The 18,808-nt window shown below is 47.6% G+C and carries 14 protein-coding genes; 7 read left to right on the top strand and 7 right to left on the bottom strand.

All coding sequences use genetic code 11. The annotated features are described in order from the left end of the window. Window positions 1–32 precede the first annotated feature (32 nt). Genes UNH61_RS13615 through nfi form a run of 3 tightly spaced genes read left to right on the top strand, consistent with a single transcriptional unit; the run spans window position 33 to window position 2,602 of the window. Window positions 33–698 (top strand): MgtC/SapB family protein, encoded by a 666-nt coding sequence (locus tag UNH61_RS13615; protein WP_326992492.1) that lies wholly within the window; start codon window positions 33–35, stop codon window positions 696–698. 16 nt (window positions 699–714) lie between these two features. Continuing rightward, a complete protein-coding gene (locus tag UNH61_RS13610) occupies window positions 715–1,923 on the top strand; it encodes a DUF763 domain-containing protein (protein WP_326992491.1) in 1,209 nt (402 codons plus the stop codon). A 13-nt stretch (window positions 1,924–1,936) separates the two neighbouring features. After that, window positions 1,937–2,602, top strand: coding sequence for a deoxyribonuclease V (gene nfi / locus UNH61_RS13605; RefSeq protein ID WP_326992490.1), 666 nt, complete (start codon window positions 1,937–1,939; stop codon window positions 2,600–2,602). Here nfi and UNH61_RS13600 read toward each other — a convergent pair. The 5 genes from UNH61_RS13600 to UNH61_RS13580 all read right to left on the bottom strand — a co-directional run bounded on the left by UNH61_RS13600 (window position 2,599) and on the right by UNH61_RS13580 (window position 10,381). After that, a complete protein-coding gene (locus tag UNH61_RS13600; RefSeq protein WP_326992489.1) occupies window positions 2,599–4,218 on the bottom strand; it encodes a hypothetical protein in 1,620 nt (539 codons plus the stop codon). The two genes, nfi and UNH61_RS13600, sit on opposite strands and share 4 nt — an antisense overlap. 138 nt (window positions 4,219–4,356) lie before the next feature. After that, complete coding sequence (locus UNH61_RS13595; RefSeq protein WP_326992488.1) at window positions 4,357–5,532, bottom strand: efflux RND transporter periplasmic adaptor subunit; 1,176 nt, start codon at window positions 5,530–5,532, stop codon at window positions 4,357–4,359. A gap of 80 nt (window positions 5,533–5,612) precedes the next feature. Continuing rightward, entirely contained in the window at window positions 5,613–6,845 is a 1,233-nt protein-coding gene (locus tag UNH61_RS13590; RefSeq protein ID WP_326992487.1) for a TolC family protein, read from the bottom strand. Further along, the gene (locus UNH61_RS13585) at window positions 6,842–10,051 is read right to left on the bottom strand and encodes a CusA/CzcA family heavy metal efflux RND transporter (protein ID WP_326992486.1); all 3,210 of its coding nucleotides are present in this window, start codon (window positions 10,049–10,051) and stop codon (window positions 6,842–6,844) included. The genes UNH61_RS13590 and UNH61_RS13585 overlap by 4 nt, the downstream gene beginning before the upstream one ends. A 24-nt stretch (window positions 10,052–10,075) precedes the next feature. Beyond that, the gene (locus UNH61_RS13580) at window positions 10,076–10,381 is read right to left on the bottom strand and encodes a DUF6660 family protein (protein WP_326992485.1); all 306 of its coding nucleotides are present in this window, start codon (window positions 10,379–10,381) and stop codon (window positions 10,076–10,078) included. 103 nt (window positions 10,382–10,484) lie between these two features. Here UNH61_RS13580 and UNH61_RS13575 point away from each other — a divergent pair, with 103 nt between their 5' ends. The 4 genes from UNH61_RS13575 (at window position 10,485) to UNH61_RS13560 (ending at window position 14,252) form a co-directional block, all read left to right on the top strand. Beyond that, window positions 10,485–11,180, top strand: a complete 696-nt coding sequence (locus UNH61_RS13575) for a LytTR family DNA-binding domain-containing protein (RefSeq protein WP_326992484.1) — start codon at window positions 10,485–10,487, stop codon at window positions 11,178–11,180. A 128-nt stretch (window positions 11,181–11,308) separates the two neighbouring features. Continuing rightward, window positions 11,309–11,521, top strand: a complete 213-nt coding sequence (locus tag UNH61_RS13570; protein ID WP_326992483.1) for a hypothetical protein — start codon at window positions 11,309–11,311, stop codon at window positions 11,519–11,521. A 153-nt stretch (window positions 11,522–11,674) separates the two neighbouring features. Then, on the top strand, window positions 11,675–13,876 hold the full coding sequence (locus tag UNH61_RS13565; protein ID WP_326992482.1) for an ATP-binding protein: 2,202 nt from the start codon (window positions 11,675–11,677) through the stop codon (window positions 13,874–13,876). A 169-nt stretch (window positions 13,877–14,045) separates the two neighbouring features. Further along, window positions 14,046–14,252: a hypothetical protein gene (locus UNH61_RS13560; protein ID WP_326992481.1), complete on the top strand. Its 207-nt coding sequence runs from the start codon at window positions 14,046–14,048 to the stop codon at window positions 14,250–14,252. Window positions 14,253–14,399: 147 nt separating this feature from the next. On the opposite strand, the gene UNH61_RS13555 is transcribed toward UNH61_RS13560, so the two are convergent. Together UNH61_RS13555 and gyrA are read right to left on the bottom strand one after the other, a co-directional pair. Further along, window positions 14,400–15,653, bottom strand: a complete 1,254-nt coding sequence (locus UNH61_RS13555) for a hypothetical protein (protein ID WP_326992480.1) — start codon at window positions 15,651–15,653, stop codon at window positions 14,400–14,402. Between the two features lie 160 nt (window positions 15,654–15,813). Next, window positions 15,814–18,408: a DNA gyrase subunit A gene (gene gyrA / locus UNH61_RS13550; protein WP_326992479.1), complete on the bottom strand. Its 2,595-nt coding sequence runs from the start codon at window positions 18,406–18,408 to the stop codon at window positions 15,814–15,816. Window positions 18,409–18,808: the final 400 nt, after the last annotated feature.

The following is an 18,808-nucleotide window of genomic DNA, read 5'->3' as shown; positions in this document are numbered from 1 at the left end:
CACTTACATTTGTAGGAAGATATTTTCGATATATGAAGCATATACTGCAGATTATACAGGAAGACCAGCTGCTCAAAATACTTATTTCGCTGGTAGCAGGCGCCATACTTGGGGTAGAGCGTGAATACAAACGCAAGCCCGCCGGTATGCGTACTATGACCCTAATATGTGTAAGCAGCACGGTATTTACCATACTCTCCGCTGAAATGGGATTCCCCGGCTCCCCGGATCGTATCGCCTCCAATATACTTACAGGCGTGGGGTTCATTGGCGCCGGCGTTATTTTCAAAGGAGATTTCACTATCGATGGGATCACAACAGCCGCTTCCATCTGGATCGCCGCTGCCCTCGGGATGGCTATAGGTATGAGCCAGTACTGGCTGGCAGCTGCTGCATTGGCAAGCGCGTTGGTGATATTGATCCTGATGGAATATACCGAGAAATGGATTTCTTCTTTTAATGATAAACGCCAGTACACTATTTACTTTCATGAAGAAAAATTTCCACATACTGATGTCGAAAATATCCTACAGGGATTTCAGCTGAAGTATCGAAAAATGATGATAGTCAGGAAAGATGATATCATAGAAGTAAATTACACCGTCCGCGGTCCGCGCAACAAGATGCAGCAACTGGACGAGTATTTGTTGGGTAACAAGGATATTTTTCAATACGAGGTACAGGCCAATCCCCTGTAGTCCAATATAACAGGATATGCCATCACATGCCGACATGCCATTACATTACGGTCAGGTACCACCCTGGCTGGCCAGGCGAATGAGCCTGCTGGGCGGCGCTATAGTGGAGAGTATCCTGATGGATTATGGCAAAGGGGAAGTAATCAGGCGACTCAGCGATCCCTGCTGGTTTCAGGCGTTAGGCTGTGTGCTGGGTATGGACTGGCATTCATCCGGTATTACCACGAGTGTAATGGGAGCGTTGAAAAAAGCGATCAATCCCCGTTCCGCAGAACTGGGCATCTACATCTGCGGAGGCAAAGGACGTTACAGCAAACAAACGCCCGACGAGCTGCGGATCATTGCCGATAAAACAGGGCTCCCCGGCGATCAGCTGATATATAGCAGCAAGCTCACTGCTAAAGTCGATAACACCGCTATACAGGATGGCTTCCAGCTCTACCTGCATTCCTTCATCCTGTCGGACGAAGGCGAGTGGGCGGTTGTACAGCAGGGCATGAACGATGCCAGTAGTATGGCACGGAGATACCATTGGCATTCCTCGGCTTTCCGGTCCTTTACTGAAGCACCGCATACCTTTATCTACGGGCGTAACCAGGGACTCATTCTCAACCTGACGGATCTGGCGGCCGACAGTACCAAATCAGGCATCCTGGAACTGACAAAGGAAAAGCCCGTACATCTGCTGCCCGAGATCCGGAATATTGTGATGCCTTCGCATCATGATGTAAGAACGGAAAACGTAAACCTGAAGAGGCTTGGCAGTGTGCTCGCCCTTGCACATGATACGAAACCGGCTAACTTCGAATCGCTGCTGATGCTGGAAGGCGTTGGCCCGCGTACGCTTCAATCTCTCACCCTGGTAAGTGAGGTGATTCATGGAACTCCCTCCCGCTTTGAGGATCCGGCCCGCTTTTCTTTCGCCCACGGCGGAAAAGATGGCCATCCGTTCCCTGTTCCCACACGGATCTACGACGAAACCATTCACACACTGAAAGACGCGCTGCTGAAGGCTAAGATCGGCGAATCCGATAAAAAGGAAGCTATCCGGAAACTGAATGTGCTGGCACAGGAAATAGAAAAAGATTTCGAACCCAATGCTAACTTCGATAAAGTAATCGAACAGGAAAGGCAGGATTCGTGGAAATACGGCGGCAGAACTGTTTTCGGGAAAGCCGTCAAACCAACGCCGCCAAAAACCGGCGACCAATTAAGCCTCTTCTGATAACCGGAACATTATGATCAACTACAACCACCTGAGCATACCTGAAGCAACCGAACTGCAACGAACACTTCGCGATGAAGTAAAGCTCACTCCCTGGAAAGGTCCGATCCGTTACGTAGGCGGCGCTGATATCTCCTTCAACAAATTCAGTACTACCGTATATGCCGGTATCGTACTCCTGGAATTCCCCTCCCTCAAACTGGTGGATGCCAGCCTCGTGAAAAAAGAAGTACTCTTTCCATACGTTCCCGGATACCTTGCCTTCAGAGAAGTGCCAGCCCTGCTCGACGCCTGGAACCAATTATCTCAAAAACCCGATATTCTCGTGGTAGACGGGCACGGTATTGCCCACCCACGGCGCCTTGGAATAGCCAGCCACTTCGGCGTGCTCACAGGCCAGGCCACCATCGGCAGCGCCAAGAAAAAACTATTCGGCCAATACGAAGAACCTGGCATCGCCCAGGGCAATCATACGCTGCTCACCGACAAGGAAGGTCAGCAGCTGGGCTACGTACTGAGAAGCAAACAAAAAGTAAAACCCATCTTCATATCCCCTGGCCACCTGACCAGCTTCGCCGACAGCCTGCAACTAATCAGCCAATGCCTGAAAGGATACAGGCTTCCCGAACCAACGCGGCTGGCGCATAATAAGGTGAACGAATTCAGAAAAGCTCACTAGAAGGTTATCCACGCTATCTTCGCGTTCCTCGTTTCATTACTCCGGGAAACCAACAGGGTACTGTAAACACGGGTACGCGGATTATAATCTGCGGCCCCCATCATACAGGCATAGCCTTTCGTTACCTCCGGCATACCAAAAAGAAACAGGCGTTCCATCTTTCCTTTATAAAAACGGTAACAAACGAAATTAGCGTCTGTGGCGTATTTCAAAGGCTTACGGACCCGATCCTGCCCGCCCGTTTCAAGATATTGCAGATAGTCGTTGAATAATACAAAATCAGCATCGGGAATCTGAATAAAGCAATACGACAACCAGGTATTGGTATTCAATGCGGCAATTTTATTGCGGAATACCCATTCACTCTTTGTTCGCCGCTGCAATTGAAATGGTTCACAGATGCCCGTTATGGTCTGATACTTGGAAACAGCCAGGGTAGTACTTTCCCTGCCAGCTGTATCCAGCAGCGCTATGCCGATATCACCGAGATTAGTATGCTGCTTATTCACCTGAGAATTACCCTGCTTAAAGAACGAGAGGTTCTCCAATAAAAGTACACTGCTGCCATCTTCGTTTACCCGTAACAGTTGTGGCGTTCCTGAAAAGTCTTCTTTATATCCCAGGTTGGTTTGTACATTGCGCGACAATTCCGGAAACGACAGTGGTACATGAACTTTCAGCTGTTTGCCTGTTTCGCTGAATGTATTCAGGAAAATACCGGACGCCCCCTCCTTTTGCTGCCCCGGCACATATAACAACAGGCGCACCTGCGCAGGCATACCTGCTAACTGCATATAGCCGCTCACGTTAGCCAAGCCGGTGGTGTGCTTCAGTACCTGGTGTGCGAAGGTGGCGGAATCTGGCGACAGGCAGGAAAATATCACGCCAGCCCCCGCATCACCGTCTTTCTTTCTGGCATTGAATCCAACAGTGGCAAGGTATACATTCCGTTTCCCGGATACTGCCATATGGATATAACTGAAATAGCTATACGTAGTATCCTGCATATAGAACCAGCCACTGTTAATTATTTCATGAGTCGGTGAAAAATGAATTACCCGGATGCGCTCCCGGATACTGTCGTTTTTCTGGATTAAAGCCCCGGTGAACATAGCTACCGCATAGTAATCGCTGTGCGGGTCTTTTTCAACGTAGATATCGTGCGAGGCCAGATTATCGCCTACGAATACACTGCGATGTTCAACGGTCGACAACTCTCCCAGCTTATCTTCTCTGACCAGTTTGCCGGTTTGCCCATCCAATATCAGGCGGTACAACACGGGATGATATTTTACAAGCTGTTGCAGAAAAATCACCGGTTGCCCGTTTATCTCATAGATGCCATCTATTTCAGTAGATTCCATATCAGCAGCATCCCACATAGTAGCATGTACCGTATCAGCCGCCACCAGCTCCCGCTTCTCATTGTAAATACTCACTTCCAGTCCGGCTTTCCGGCCAAAATGCAAATACACGGTATTCCCGTTTGTCAGCTGCAACAATTTATCCCAGCCATCGCCCGGTACAGCCATATCCGGCCCCAGTGCCACCACTGGCACCTGCGCCGATACCCTGGTACCCATCAATAACGCAGCTATTAAGAAAAAGAAACGCATAAAAAACGAATTAATATTTTCAAATATATAAAATATTAATTAAGAATAAAGGAGGTAGAATGAAGAAAAAGGGCGGAAATAGTAACGAATTTGGTCTTCGCGTTTACTATCTCCGCCCTTTTTCTTCTTTTCTTATGCTCAATCCTCTTCTCCGCTGTTCTTCAGCTTCGCCAGCAGGTCATAAGCTCCGTTGATTACAAAACCATCATCCGGCACTCCTGTCGGGAATGTAACCTCTGTATAGCCCAATTCGCTGTTTCCTTTCTGTACTTCCAGCATATTGAAATGGAAGGTGCTGTCGGTGCCCGGTTGCTTCACAAACACATAGGATTTGTTTTCGAAATTCACCACTGCGGCATCCGGCAGCGCTTTAACCGAAGCAGCACCGGTTTCGATAATGGCCTGCAAATAGGTGCCTGGCAGCAATTGGGTGTCTTCCTTTTCGAGATGACAATGCACCCTCACGGTACGCTCCGGGCTGATTTCCCGGCCTATCAGGTGTACGGTAGCGGTACGAGGCGTACTTTCGTTAGCAAGCGTGAACCGCACCAGCTGTCCGATCTTCAACTTGGGAATATCCTTCTCGAAAACGGTCAGCTCCGCGTGTAAATGCTCGGTATTGACAATGCGAAACAGTATATCGGCGGGGGTTACCGACTGCCCCAGGTTCACATTCACCTGGGTAACATAACCACTGATGGGCGCATATACATTGATGGTACGCTGTATATTTCCCTTCTCCAGTGAAGCGATGTTGATGTTCAGCATCGCGAGTTTCTGACTCAGGCCTTTTTCCCGGGCAACAAGCCCCTGCCAGGTGGCTTTCGCCTGTTGCAGCGTTTTCAGCGCGTTCACATTTTCTGCGGCGAGCTCCTGTTGCCGCATATGCTCTTTAGCGGCGTATTCCAGCTGGCTTTTTACTTCCAGGTAATCCTGCTGCAGCTGGATGTAATCCAGGTTTTCCAACACCGCAATCACCTGTCCTTTTTTGACCGGCATCCCCTGTAACAGGTTCGTTTGCCTGATAAACCCGCCCATAGGCACCGATACGCTCACCTGCTGCTGAGGAGGCACATCCAGCAGTCCGTTCACTTTCACTGCTTCGCTGATCTGCCGGTTCTCCGGTTTGCCGTAGGCGATACCGGCTGTTTTGAATTGCGCTGCGGTGAGTTCTACTACTCCGGGTTCATCGTCATGACCACGCTTGCCGGCCGGCGCTTCTGTACCGGACTTACTACCGCAGGAAGCCAGACCCAGTAACAACCCGGGCAATATAACGGTGAAGATTATACGTTTTATTAATGGAGAAAACATAATATAATTTTTTGCTGTTTGCTTTTATTTTTAGATAGACACATACGCGCTGTTGCGGCCATGCCCCTGGCGGCGCCAGGTTACTGCCGTCCGGTGAGGTACGACATATACAACTCCGCCTGTTTTACATCATTTCTTGCCTGCAGGTATCCCTGACGCGCAGCCAGTACCTGTTCCAGGTTGAGGAAATATTCCGCATAGCCGATATCCCCGCTGCTGTACGATTTTTCTGACTGCTTCAGCAGCAATGCTGCATTGGGCAGCGAAGTACGTTCATAGAACTCAAGGCTGTTGCGGCTCTTGACAAACTGCTGAACGGCTTGTTCATATTGCGAACGAAGCTGTATGGAGCTATTATCGAATTGCAAACTGGCAGCCTGCTGCAGCTTTTCTTCTGCTCTAACCCTTGCTTTGAGTGGACCCATCCACAACGGCAGGGCAAGCCCCAGCTGGAATCCCTGAAAGCGATTGCTGCCGGTGGCCAATGGCTTGCCGGTGCCATTCAAGGCTGTGCCGATGAGCGACTGGTTAAAGTACCCCACCGTTATATCCGGCAGGATACCAGCCTTCAGTACCTTCTTTTGCTTTTCGGCAATGCTGATTTCCTGTTTCAGGTACTGCAGCTGCGGATTACCGGCTATGGCGCCTGAATCGCTATCCAGTTTCAGCACCGCTTCAGGAATGGTTGTTTCGGCCAGGGTCACCGGGGCCGTAGTTCCCATCAGGGCCCGTAACCGGGCTGTATATATCTTCCCGTCGGCTTCATTCTGCCGCAGCTGATTCCTGACTTCATTCAGCCTGCCTTCAGCAGCCGTTTTCTCCAGCATACGGCTTTCTCCGGTACGGTAACGCAGGTCCGCACTCTTTACGAAGGCCGCGAAGAGGCTGTCCTGGTGATTGATCAAGGTCCTGACCTCCCGCAGATACAGCAGCTGTACATACACCTGCTTCACCTGGTACACCAGGTCGTTCTGCGTAGCAGCCTTCAACCAGGTTGCTCTTTCCACCTGTGCATTTCCCAACTGCCTCTTCGCTCCAAATACTGTCGGAAACGGAATGGTCTGGGAAACGGAATAGTTATTATCGCTGGAAACATAGCTGTTATATTGTCCGTATTGCAGGTTCAGGTTAGTTTTGCCAATGTCGCCACTGGTGCCAGCCAGTTTGCGGTAATAATCCACCGACGTAGCGGCGGACTGTAATCCTTTATTCTGCTGCAACGCCAGCTGCACGGCTGTTTCCATCGTAAGAGGCTGCAACTGCGCCCATACCTGTACCGGAAACAGCATTAAAATCAATATCCTGATATTCATATCTTTTGTTTTGTAAGTCCTTTCTCGAAATAAATATAGAGGCAGGGCAATACCAGCAATGTGAGTAAAGTAGAGGTAATCAACCCGCCTATTACTACCGTTGCCAGCGGCCGTTGCACCTCTGCGCCCGCGCTGGTGGCAAGGGCCATGGGCAAAAAGCCCAGCGACGCCACGAAGGCGGTCATCAATACCGGCCGTAAGCGTGTAGCCGTTCCATTTAGTACCACGCTGTTAATATCACTCAGCCCTGATTGTTTCAGCCGGTTAAATTCTCCGATCAATACGATGCCGTTCAACACCGCCACTCCAAAGAGTGCGATGAATCCTACTCCCGCTGAAATACTAAAAGGTAATCCACGGATCAGCAACGCGAAAACGCCGCCTATGGCCGACATGGGGATAGCTGTAAATATCAGCATCGATTGTTTTACCGAGCGGAAAGTAAAGTACAGTAATCCGAAAATGAGTAGTAATGCCACGGGCACGGCAATGGATAAACGCTTATTCGCTTCTTTCAGATTCTCAAACTGTCCGCCATAGCGGATAAAATAACCCGATGGTAGCCTGATTTCCTGATCGATAACGTTTTGTATCTCCTTCACCACGCTGGAGATATCGCGGCCACGCACGTTAAATCCTACGATGGTGCGGCGTTTCGCATCTTCCCGCTGTATCTGGTTAGGGCCAACCGCCATTTTCACTTCCGCCAGATCCTGCAACGGTACCTGGTTGCCGGAAGGAGTAGCTATATAAAGATTCTGTACATCCGCAAGACTGCTGCGGCTTTGCTGATCGAGACGTAATACCAGGTCGAAACGTTTTTCTCCTTCATATACCAGGCCGGCACTCTGTCCGGCGAATGCCGTATTCAGTGCCTGGTTCACGGTAGAGATATCCAGGCCGTAGCGGGCAATCCGGTCGCGGTTCAGTGTTACCACTATCTGTGGTAATCCGCCTGTTTGCTCCACATACAGATCTTTAGCGCCCGGAACGCGATTAACAATACGCCCGATCTTTTCTGCCAGCCCCGCCAGCACCTGCAGATCTTCTCCGAATATCTTGATTCCTACATCCTGACGCACCCCTGATATCAGTTCGTTAAACCGCAGCTGTATCGGCTGGGAAAAGCCAAAATTCACACCAGGTATAGCTTCCAGGGCCTCCTGCATCTTATTGGCCAGGTCTTCCCTCGTCTTTGCGCTCGTCCACTCACTTTTGGGTTTAAGTAGTATGGTCAGATCACATGCTTCCATAGGCATTGGATCAGTGGGTATCTCAGCGGCTCCTATCTTCCCAATCACCTCTTTCACTTCAGGGAAACGTTTCATCAGTATAGCCGAGGCCTGGTTCACTTTATCAATGGTTTCCGACAGCGAACTTCCTGTAAGCAAGCGGGTTTCCACTGCGAAATCACCTTCCTCCAGCGTTGGAATAAACTCCCCGCCCATTCTGCTGAATATAAAAAGCGACATCACAAACAATGCGATAGCACTACCTGTGACCAACGCTTTCTGCTTCAATGCGCCCTTTATAACGGGATCGTATATACGCTGGAAGAATTGCATGATACGGTCGGCGATCGTTACTTTGGACGAAAGCTTTTTGTTGAGCACCAGTGCCGACATCATCGGCACATAAGTAAGCGATAATATAAACGCTCCCAGGATCGCAAAGGAAACTGTCTGCGCCATCGGACGGAACATCTTTCCTTCTATACCCGTCAGTGCCAGTATCGGCAGGTATACAATCAGGATAATAATTTCGCCAAAAGCAGCGGTGCTGCGTATTTTGCTGGCAGAGTCGAATACTTCATCATCCATCTCTGCCTGTGTAAGTTTCATTAATCCGCCTGTTTTGTTCCGCCCTGCCAGATTATGCAGCGTGGCTTCCACGATGATCACCGCGCCATCCACGATCAGTCCGAAATCAATAGCACCAAGGCTCATCAGGTTGCCCGAAACGCCAAACAGGTACATCATCGATATTGCAAACAACATCGACAGTGGTATTACTGATGCCACGATCAGCCCTGCTCTCAGGTTTCCGAGAAATAATACCAGCACAAAAATTACGATCAGTGCCCCTTCTATAAGGTTCTTCTGTACAGTGCCTACCGCCCTGCCTACAAATGCACTACGGTCCAGGAAGGGCTCTATTACTACGCCTTCCGGCAACGTTTTTTGTATGGCAGCTATCCGTGTTTTAACGGTTTTCACCACCTCGTTGGAATTCTTTCCTTTCAGCATCATCACAATGCCACCCACAGCCTCGCCCTTTCCATTGCGGGTAAGAGCGCCGTACCTTACCGCATCGCCGATCTGTACCGAAGCAATATCGCGCACCAATACCGGCAATCCGTTAGGGATGTTTTTAACAACGATCTTTTCAATATCGGCAAGACTCCCGATCAGTCCTTCGCTCCGGATAAACCAGGCGTTGGGTTTCTTATCTATATAAGCGCCCCCGGTATTCTGGTTATTCTTTTCAAGGGCATTAAATACATCTGCAATACTCAGTTGATAGCTGCGCAATTTATCGGGATTCAGCGTTACCTGGTACTGCTTCAGCAGGCCACCGAAGCTGTTCACTTCCGCCACACCAGGTGTTCCCAGCAATTGCCGGCGTACGTACCAATCCTGAACAGTACGCAGTTCCCGCGCATCAAATTTATTTTCGTATCCTTTTTTAGGATGCAGTACGTATTGGTATACCTCTCCCAATCCACTCGAAATAGGCGCCATTTCCGGGTTTCCAATGCCTCCCGGGATACTGGTTTTAGCTTCTCCCAGTTTCTCGTTCACCTGTTGCCGCGCCCAGTATATATCTACATCGTCGTGAAATACCACGGTGACCACCGACAGTCCAAAGCGGGAAACAGACCGCACTTCAGACAATTCGGGAATCACTGCCATGGTTTGTTCTATCGGGAAGGTGATCAACCGCTCTACCTCCTGGGCGGCCAGCGACGGTGATTGCGTAATGATCTGTACCTGGTTGTTGGTGATATCGGGAACGGCGTCTACCGGTAAACGCAGCAGGGAATATATACCTGCACCAGCCAGTATGAGCGTAAGTATCCCTACGACCAATTTGTTTCTCACGGAGAAACGAATAATCTTATCCAGCATGATTGATTCAATAAATAATAAAAAGAGGGATTGCTTCATATCCTGCGCCCAGCCTGATACCGGAACAGATATGCTCATAGCAGAAACAATTGTTATCGGGTATTAAACCAGCTGTGGAGGTTGCCAGATATTGTCTGGTAAAGAAGGAAGCGGATTAACGGGTAATACAGGATAATCTATCAAAGCCTGTTTTATATGGAAATAAACGATAATAGACGAAGAAGGGGTAACCTGTACATTACAGCAGCTGCAGATGCAAAGCGGGGAACAGAAATCAACGAATCCGGATTCATGTTCGTGCGAAGTGGCCATTACCACCTGCCCGCCTGCTTCCGAACTATGATCATTGCAGGGAAGCCAGGACAGCAGCAACATATAACAACTTAATATGTAAAATAGCCACCTCATTATTACAAATGTAGCCATTAAAACCAAAAACCGGCCGGAAAAAACTGCATCTATGTTGCGGCAGAGATGATTTTATATTATGAATTGTAGTTAAATTAGCTCCATGAATTGCCTGATAGTAGACGACAACAAGCTGGCACGTACCGCCATGAGGCAGCTGACCAGTCATGTTGAACAATTGAATGTAGTGGCTGAATGCAGCAGCGCGATGGAGGCTTATAACCTTTTGCAGAAAGAGAAGATAGACCTCCTCCTGCTCGACATTGAAATGCCGGGTATGAGTGGGCTGGAGCTGACCCGGAACCTGGGAAAGAAACGGCCGGTAATCATTTTCACCACCGTAAAAAAGGAGTATGCAGTAGAAGCTTTTGAGTTGAATGTAGCCGACTACCTGATAAAACCAGTGCAGCCAGCCCGCTTCATTCAGGCGATAGACAAAGCCAGGGAGATCTTCGACAGCGGCAGCCGCGAGCTACAGGTGGTTGATTCAGAATTCGTGTTTATCCGCGATAACGGTATCCTTAAACGTATCCGCACAGAAGATATTCTTTTCCTGGAAGCAATGGGCGATTATGTAAAACTGAATACGCCTCAGAAGTTTCACGCCATTCACACGACACTGAAGGCACTGGAAGAAAAACTACCGGCGGCTAAATTCATGCGGGTACACCGTTCCTATATCGTTGCGCTCGACAAAATCGAATCCATCGAAGACGGTACCATCATTATTAACAAGAACACAATACCTATTGCCGATGCTTACAGATCGGCCCTGAATAACAAGCTCAATCTGCTATAGTTCAACGACACTTTCGCCGTTTTGACCGACAGCTGCCGCCTATTGGGCCATTAGTAATCAATTGACGCTGAGGAGGAATGTATCTTTAGGTTGTCAAACAAATTGATCACTATCTAAAACATATGACCATGAAAAAGTTAGGTATTCTTATCGCTGCAGCCATGTTATTTATGAGTGCATCAGTATTTGCACAAACCAGCGCACCAGCTAAGAAAGAAGTGAAGAAAGAAGCTGCTGAAAAGAAAGAAGCAGGCGAAAAAGCTCCTGCTAAAATGCACAAAAAACATCATCATCATCACGCAGCAAAACCGGCAACTGCTGCCGCACCAAAAGCGAAATAGCCGGATAGCTTTTAGCTTTTAGTTTTTAGCCTTTAGTAAAATGCAGCGAAGATAGTTTTATATGATCATCTTCGCTGCTTTTTGCTAAAGGCTAAAGACTGAAAGCTAAGGACTTTTAACAGCTTCCATCTCTAACTATGTATCTTCACTGTCATGCAGCCTAAACGGATTAAATACTACTTGCTTGGCCTGTTCGTCACCGGGATGATATTATTCGTAGTGCTGCAATTCAATTCCTCTAATAACATACGTAAGCTGATCAAAGGCAATGAACAGCTGCTGCAGGAACTCAATGTAAAAAATGAGCTACAGAAACTGCAGACCAACATGGCCAAAACTGACAGTAAAGTACGCGGTGCGGTGATTTCTCAGGATACTGTTCACATCACCGGTATAGAAGCGGAAATCGCTATCATCAAATCCGACCTCAAAGAAATTAATAAGATCATTAAAAATGACAGCACCGAAAAACTGTTGACCCAACTCAACTACCTCGTAGATGAGAAAAATAATTTCAATCTGCTGGTGCTGGATACTTTCTATAGCAAAGGGAAATGGGCGGCCGAACGAATGATTAACAGCCAGAAAGGGAAACGCCTCAGTGAAGCTATTACCAGCATCCTGCGCCAGCTGGATACCACGCGACAATCGGAAGTAAACCGTACTACCAACCTGATCGACACCAGTGGCCAGAAAGCACAAAGCTGGGGCACTGTACTGGTGATATTCGCCTGTCTTTCCAGCTTACTTGCTTTTCTTTATATCACCAGCCGCATACACCGGCAGGAACAACTGATTGAAGCGCTGGATCAATCGCGGCAACAGGAGCAAAAACTCACCGCTGTTAAAGATCAGTTCCTGGCTAATATGAGCCACGAAATACGTACCCCGATGAATTCCGTACTGGGTTTCACCCATCTCCTGAAAACCCAGCCGATGAATGAAAAATCGCGGGAATACGTGGCTGCCATCGAAAACGCCGGCCAGAACCTGCTGGAAATCATCAACGATATACTGGATATCTCCAAAATAGAATCCGGTATGATGCGTATTGAACCTACCTCCTTCAGCCTTCGCAGTGTGCTGCACAGCGTTAATACCATGTTCAGACCTAAGGCAGAAGAAAAACAACTGCAGCTGTCTGTCAGCGTCGACGATGATGTGCCGGACATCCTGTACGGCGACGTGATGCGCCTTACCCAGGTATTGGTTAACCTGACCAGCAACGCAGTAAAATTCACGAATGAAGGCGCTGTAAAAATCCGCGTTACAAAGATCTGGGCCGAAGACAACTCAGTTCGTATATTGTTTACCGTTAGTGATACAGGAATTGGTATAGACGCTTCCAAACTGGATAGTATATTCGACCGGTTCAATCAGGGCGAAGCTTCTACCACCCGTAAATTCGGCGGTACCGGCCTTGGGCTGACGATTGTGAAGCAACTGATAGAACTACAGAATGGTTTCATTTCCGTAGAAAGTAAACCGGGTGAAGGTACCTCATTTAAAGTGGAACTCCCCTACACGCTGAGCGATTCACTCGCAGAAGAAGGGAACAGCTATTTTACGGAAACCGAGCAACTGTCTATGCACCCTGATGTACGGCTGCTGGTGGCAGAAGATAACCGGATGAACCAAAACCTGCTGCGACACCTGCTCGGTACCTGGCAATTGCAATATAAAATTGTCACCAACGGTCGTGAAGTGCTGCAGGCACTGGAAAAGCAGCACTTCGACCTTGTATTAATGGATATCCAGATGCCGGAAATGGATGGCTATATGGCAGTGCAAGGCATTCGCAACGAGTTACATTCCACTATCCCGGTGATTGCGATGACCGCACATGCGATGACCGGCGAGCGGGAGAAATGCCTGCAGATGGGCATGAATGAATATATCTCAAAACCGATCAATGAAGACGAACTGTACAGGCTCATTCAGCTTTATATAGGCAAACTTCCTCCGAAAGACCTGTCATCTGTAAACCATCATCATCCCAGCGAAAATGGACACTTCCATTTACTCAATATGAACTATCTGCATGGTTTATCGAATGGCAATAGCAGTTTTGAGAAAACCATGCTGGAGCAATTCATAGCACAGCTTCCGGAAGAACTGTCTGTTTTAAAACAGGCAGTGGTAGCAGAAGATATCGCAGCTATACGGGCATCAGCACATAATCTCAAAACAACCGTATCTTTCATTGGTCTTGAAAACAACCTCTATCCTATCCTGGAACCACTTGAAAAACTGCAGGAAAATAACTATCATCCCAATCAGGTTGCCAATCAGTTCAATACGCTGAAACAGCTGTGTATACAGGCTGTACAAGAGGCCATTAACATTTTGTTATAACATTTTTTCTAACGGTATACAATACACTACCGTACATTTTTCCCTGTTCAACGACAGTAATTCCCTGTTCACCGAAACATAAAGAAGTTGCCTGCTGCAGCGATGTATTTTTACACCATCAATTAGAACACAAACATTCTTAATCTAATCATTTAAAAAGACAATCATCATGAAAAAAAGCCTGATCGCCGCTGTAGTAGTAATGAGTATTTCTGCTGCATCTTTCGCACAAGCACCTGCTGCTAAACCTGCAAAGAAAGAAAAAGCTAAAACTGAAGCTAAAGCTGAAGCAAAACCTGCTGCAGATACTACTAAGAAAGCCGCTAAACACGAACATGCTAAGAAAGCAGAAAAACCAGCTGCTAAGAAAGCATAATTCGGCACTATACAGCGTTTGAGTTAATTGGAACGGGTTCCTTCAAAAGAGGAACCCGTTCTTTTTTTGCTGCCAGCTGGTAGCAGTGCTAACAAAGAAAGGAGGCCCATAAGCCTCCTTTCTTTGTTCATTATATTTATTGAATGCTTAGTGAAGTGCATCCAGTTTTTTCTTGGTTTCTTCTACTTTAGCAGTGTTGTTTTTGATAGCATAGATTTTTTGCAGTGCATACAGGCAGCTTTCGTAAGTCTGCTTGTCGCTTGCTTCGAGGCTGCTGGCTTTAGCGCTAAAGCTGGCATCAGCTTTCTCGAAGAAAGGCAGTGCCTGGCCCATCAGGCCTTCTACTTTACCCTGCAGTTCTTTTGCTTTAGGAGAAGTTTGTTGTTTGCTATCCAGTGCGTTCAGTTCTTTATTAAACACTACTGCTTTATTGAAGAACAGCGCACCCAGCTGGAAGTTAGCGGTAGCATCAGCAGGATTCAGTCCCAGTGCCTTTTTATATGCACCTTCAGCTTTACCCATCAGCTCTTCATAGTTAGCTGGTTTAGGCGCATCACCACCTTTTTCATCACGCGGATTAGCGAGATTATCTACACGGATAGCGTAGTCCAGCACAGCTGCTTCATCATTAGGATTCTCAGCGATCTTCTTTTCCAGCATACCCAGTAATTCGTTTGTCTTACCGGTTTTGCTATAGAACGCCATTTCCATATCGTTGAAACGTTTATCCTTAGGGAAGGTTGCTTTACCCTGTTCAATGGTTTTCAGCCAGTTAGCCTGGTCACCTTTTTCTTCATACAGCTGACCCAGGATTACGTACAGCGCAGGCTCTCCTTTGTATTGCAGTTCAGCAGCTTTTTTCAGATAAGTGAAAGCATCATCTTTCTTTCCAGCCTGGTTAGCAGCGTAACCGGTGTAGAAAGTAAGCGCAGTATCAGTAGGAATAGATCCACCCAGGTTTTTGCTGTTGTAGAATTCGGCTACTTCAAATGCATTCTTGAAGTGACTCACGGAAGAATCCCATTTCTGTTCGTTCAGGTTAGCATAACCGGCATTAGCGATGGTAGCATAAACATTGAACAGCGGCTGGTTCATTTCCAGTACCGCTTCTTTCATTTTAGGATCTATTTCCAGGGCTTTTTTGAAAGCACCAAACGCTTCCTGCGCCAGCGCTGCATTCTTAGCCTTAGTACCCATGGCTTCCAGGATCTTACCGTCTACCAGCCATGTCTTAGCATCATTCTTGGTCTTATCGTTCTGTAATGCTGCGTCAATGTCTGCCTTGGCTTTTTCCAGGTCTTGCTTCTTCAGGTTCTCATCCGCACTGCTAACTTTTGCCCGTTGTGCCATTACCGATACGCCGGCCGTGCAAAAGAGAAGAGATACCATTAATTTTTTCATGCTTTAGTGTTTTTTAGTTGCTGATTACAATAAGAGTATGGTGCTCTGATAAACTATAATACAACCAGCTCAGCTGTTACCACTATGCGCCGGCTGCATTTTTTTTACCAGAAACGGGCAGCAGATCCCGGGATGGGTCTGCTGCCTGTTTTTCAATGTGTTATTCGTTGATATCTTCAGGCTCACCAGCGGTTTCCCCGGCATTATCCTGGGCGGTATCCGGTGTTTCACTGTTATCTGCTGCAGGCGTTTCGCTACCTTCTACGCCCTCTTCCTGTACAGTTTCTTCTTCCTGCTCATCCAGTCGGGCTACAGCTGCAATTTCATCACTGTCGTCAAGACGGATCAGGCGCACACCCTGAGTGGCCCTTCCGGCTTCCCGGATGTCGGATACCGCCATACGGATGGTGATACCAGACTTACAGGTGATCATCAGATCCTGTTTCTCGGTTACATCGAGGATCGCAATCAGGCTACCTGTTTTTTCAGTGATATTGATGGTTTTAACCCCTTTACCACCGCGGTTGGTGATACGATATTCCTCGATATTGGTACGCTTTCCGAACCCTTTTTCAGAAACCACCAGGATGGTTTTCTGATCGTCATCTTTTTCCACACAAACCATACCAACCACCTCATCATTCTCGCTGTCGACCTCGATTCCTCTTACTCCGATGGCACCACGACCGGTATCTCGAACCGTTGCTTCAGGGAAGCGGATAGCGCGTCCACTCTGGATAGCCATCATGATCTGGCTGTCGCCGGTAGTCAGCTTGGCTTCCAGCAGCTGGTCGCCTTCATTGACGGTAATAGCGTTCACCCCGTTCTGACGCGGACGGGAGAATTCTTCCAGCAATGTTTTCTTGATGATACCTTTCTTGGTGCAGAGTACGATGTAGTGACTGTTGATGTAATCCTTATCACCCAGATCCTTAATATCGATAATAGCGCGGATCTTATCGTCCTGCGGCAACTGTATCATATTCTGGATAGCGCGGCCTTTACCACTCTTCTCGCCGTCTGGTATTTCGTATACTTTCAACCAGTAGCAGCGGCCTTTTTCGGTAAAGAACAGCATGGTGTGGTGGGTGGAAGCCACGAACAGGTGTTCGATGTAATCTTCATCGCGGGTACGGCCGCCGATGGCGCCACGTCCGCCACGTTTCTGCTGACGGTAGTCGTAGGCAGAAGTACGTTTGATATAGCCCAGGTGAGAGATCGTAATTACCACGTCTTCTTCCGCGATAATATCTTCGATTCTCATTTCACTGGCCAGATATTGTATTTCAGTTTTACGTTCGTCACCGAATCTTTTCTTCACATCTTCCAGCTCTTCCTTGATGATCTTCATACGTAAAGACTCATCACCGAGTACGTCTTTCAGGTAAGCGATCAGCTTCATGATATCGTCGTATTCAGCACGGATCTTATCGCGTTCCATGCCTGTCAGACGTTGCAGACGCAGTTCCAGGATGGCTTTGGCCTGGATCTCGCTGAGGCCGAATTCACTCATCAGGCCGTCTTTTGCCACCTCTGGTGTGGCCGCCGCGCGAATCAGGGCAATCACCTGGTCGAGGTGATCCAGTGCAATCAGGTAACCCGCCAGGATATGCGCCTTCTCCTCTGCCTTACGCAGGTCGAATTTGGTTCTCCTGACAACTACTTCATGCCTGAAATCGATGAATTCCGCAATCATTTCCTTCAGGTTCAGGATACGCGGACGGCCTTTTACCAGCGCCACGTTGTTGATACCAAAGGAAGTTTGCAGTTCTGAATATTTAAACAACTGGTTGATGATCACACTGGAGATGGCCTCCCGCTTCAGGTCTATCACAAGCCGCATACCTTCGCGGTCGCTCTCGTCCCTTACATCGGAAATGCCTTCGATGATCTTATCATTTACCAGCTGTGCAATTTTCTGGTGTAATACGGCTTTGTTGATCTGGTAAGGCAGCTCATAAATAATCAGCCTTTCGCGGCCGTTTTTGGTGGTTTCAGAGGTGATCTTACCTCTTACCACTACCCTGCCTCTTCCTGTCTCAAAGCCCTGTTTAACGCCTTCAAAACCGTAAATAATACCACCGGTCGGGAAATCGGGGGCCTTCACATGTTTGATCAGGTCTTCCACGGTAATCTCCCTGTTTTCCACATAGGCAATGGCGCCATCTACCACTTCACTGAGGTTATGGGGCATGATGTTGGTGGCCATCCCTACGGCAATACCGGAAGCACCGTTTACCAGCAGGTTAGGAATACGGGTGGGAAGTACAGTAGGTTCCTCGAGGGTATCGTCGAAGTTGTTGTTGAAATCAACCGTTTCTTTCTCGATGTCTTCCAGCATAGCTTCTGCTACCTTCTGAAGGCGGATCTCCGTATAACGCATGGCCGCTGGCATATCACCATCCACCGAACCAAAGTTACCCTGTCCGTCTACCATTGGATAACGCATGCTCCAGGGCTGGGCCAAACGTACAATGGTGTCGTAAATAGAAGCATCACCGTGAGGGTGATATTTACCCATTACTTCCCCCACCACACGGGCAGATTTCTTGTAAGGTTTGTTACTGTGGTTACCGAGTTCGTTCATTCCGAATAAAACCCGGCGGTGTACAGGCTTAAGACCATCTCTCACATCCGGCAAGGCGCGGCCGACGATCACGGACATAGAATAATCTATGTAAGCCGTTTTCATCTGCTCCTCGATGTTAATCTGGACAACTCTCCCTTCCTGGTGATTTTCCGTATGCTCTGTCATTTTGTGTGTTGATTTACAATTTTTTCTGCTCAAAACAGATAAAGGCAAATATAGCCATTTCAAGCCTTATTTTGCCTCTGAAAGAGAAAAAAACAATTAAGTATCCGGAATACCGGATCATGAATTATCAGCGAATAATTATCCAAAAAAACAAGGGGATAATTACCCACATTTTATTCCCGATTGATCGCTCCTCCTAATTCTTAATTACATAATATGTAGACTTAATATAATATATCAGGGAATAAATATTGGCAGAGTATTTGTTTTTAAGACCCTGATAATCAACTAGTCGAATCAACAGAAAACATATATATAATAAGAATAAATCCGAATTAGCGTTGAATATCGAACATTAGTAACAAAAAAGCTGTTATTCCCCTGATTCTTAATCACTTTG

Source organism: Chitinophaga sp. 180180018-3, from assembly GCF_037893185.1.
GTDB lineage: Bacteria > Bacteroidota > Bacteroidia > Chitinophagales > Chitinophagaceae > Chitinophaga.
The sequence above is the reverse complement of the archived record's forward strand: the minus strand, read 5'-3'. Positions and strand labels throughout refer to the sequence as shown.

Coding starts and splice junctions, on each gene's coding strand:
- UNH61_RS13615 (WP_326992492.1), top strand. CDS start 33: ATGAAGCATATACTGCAGATTATACAGGAAGACCAGCTGCTCAAAATA.
- UNH61_RS13610 (WP_326992491.1), top strand. CDS start 715: ATGCCATCACATGCCGACATGCCATTACATTACGGTCAGGTACCACCC.
- nfi (WP_326992490.1), top strand. CDS start 1,937: ATGATCAACTACAACCACCTGAGCATACCTGAAGCAACCGAACTGCAA.
- UNH61_RS13600 (WP_326992489.1), bottom strand. CDS start 4,218: ATGCGTTTCTTTTTCTTAATAGCTGCGTTATTGATGGGTACCAGGGTA.
- UNH61_RS13595 (WP_326992488.1), bottom strand. CDS start 5,532: ATGTTTTCTCCATTAATAAAACGTATAATCTTCACCGTTATATTGCCC.
- UNH61_RS13590 (WP_326992487.1), bottom strand. CDS start 6,845: ATGAATATCAGGATATTGATTTTAATGCTGTTTCCGGTACAGGTATGG.
- UNH61_RS13585 (WP_326992486.1), bottom strand. CDS start 10,051: ATGAGCATATCTGTTCCGGTATCAGGCTGGGCGCAGGATATGAAGCAA.
- UNH61_RS13580 (WP_326992485.1), bottom strand. CDS start 10,381: ATGAGGTGGCTATTTTACATATTAAGTTGTTATATGTTGCTGCTGTCC.
- UNH61_RS13575 (WP_326992484.1), top strand. CDS start 10,485: ATGAATTGCCTGATAGTAGACGACAACAAGCTGGCACGTACCGCCATG.
- UNH61_RS13570 (WP_326992483.1), top strand. CDS start 11,309: ATGAAAAAGTTAGGTATTCTTATCGCTGCAGCCATGTTATTTATGAGT.
- UNH61_RS13565 (WP_326992482.1), top strand. CDS start 11,675: ATGCAGCCTAAACGGATTAAATACTACTTGCTTGGCCTGTTCGTCACC.
- UNH61_RS13560 (WP_326992481.1), top strand. CDS start 14,046: ATGAAAAAAAGCCTGATCGCCGCTGTAGTAGTAATGAGTATTTCTGCT.
- UNH61_RS13555 (WP_326992480.1), bottom strand. CDS start 15,653: ATGAAAAAATTAATGGTATCTCTTCTCTTTTGCACGGCCGGCGTATCG.
- gyrA (WP_326992479.1), bottom strand. CDS start 18,408: ATGACAGAGCATACGGAAAATCACCAGGAAGGGAGAGTTGTCCAGATT.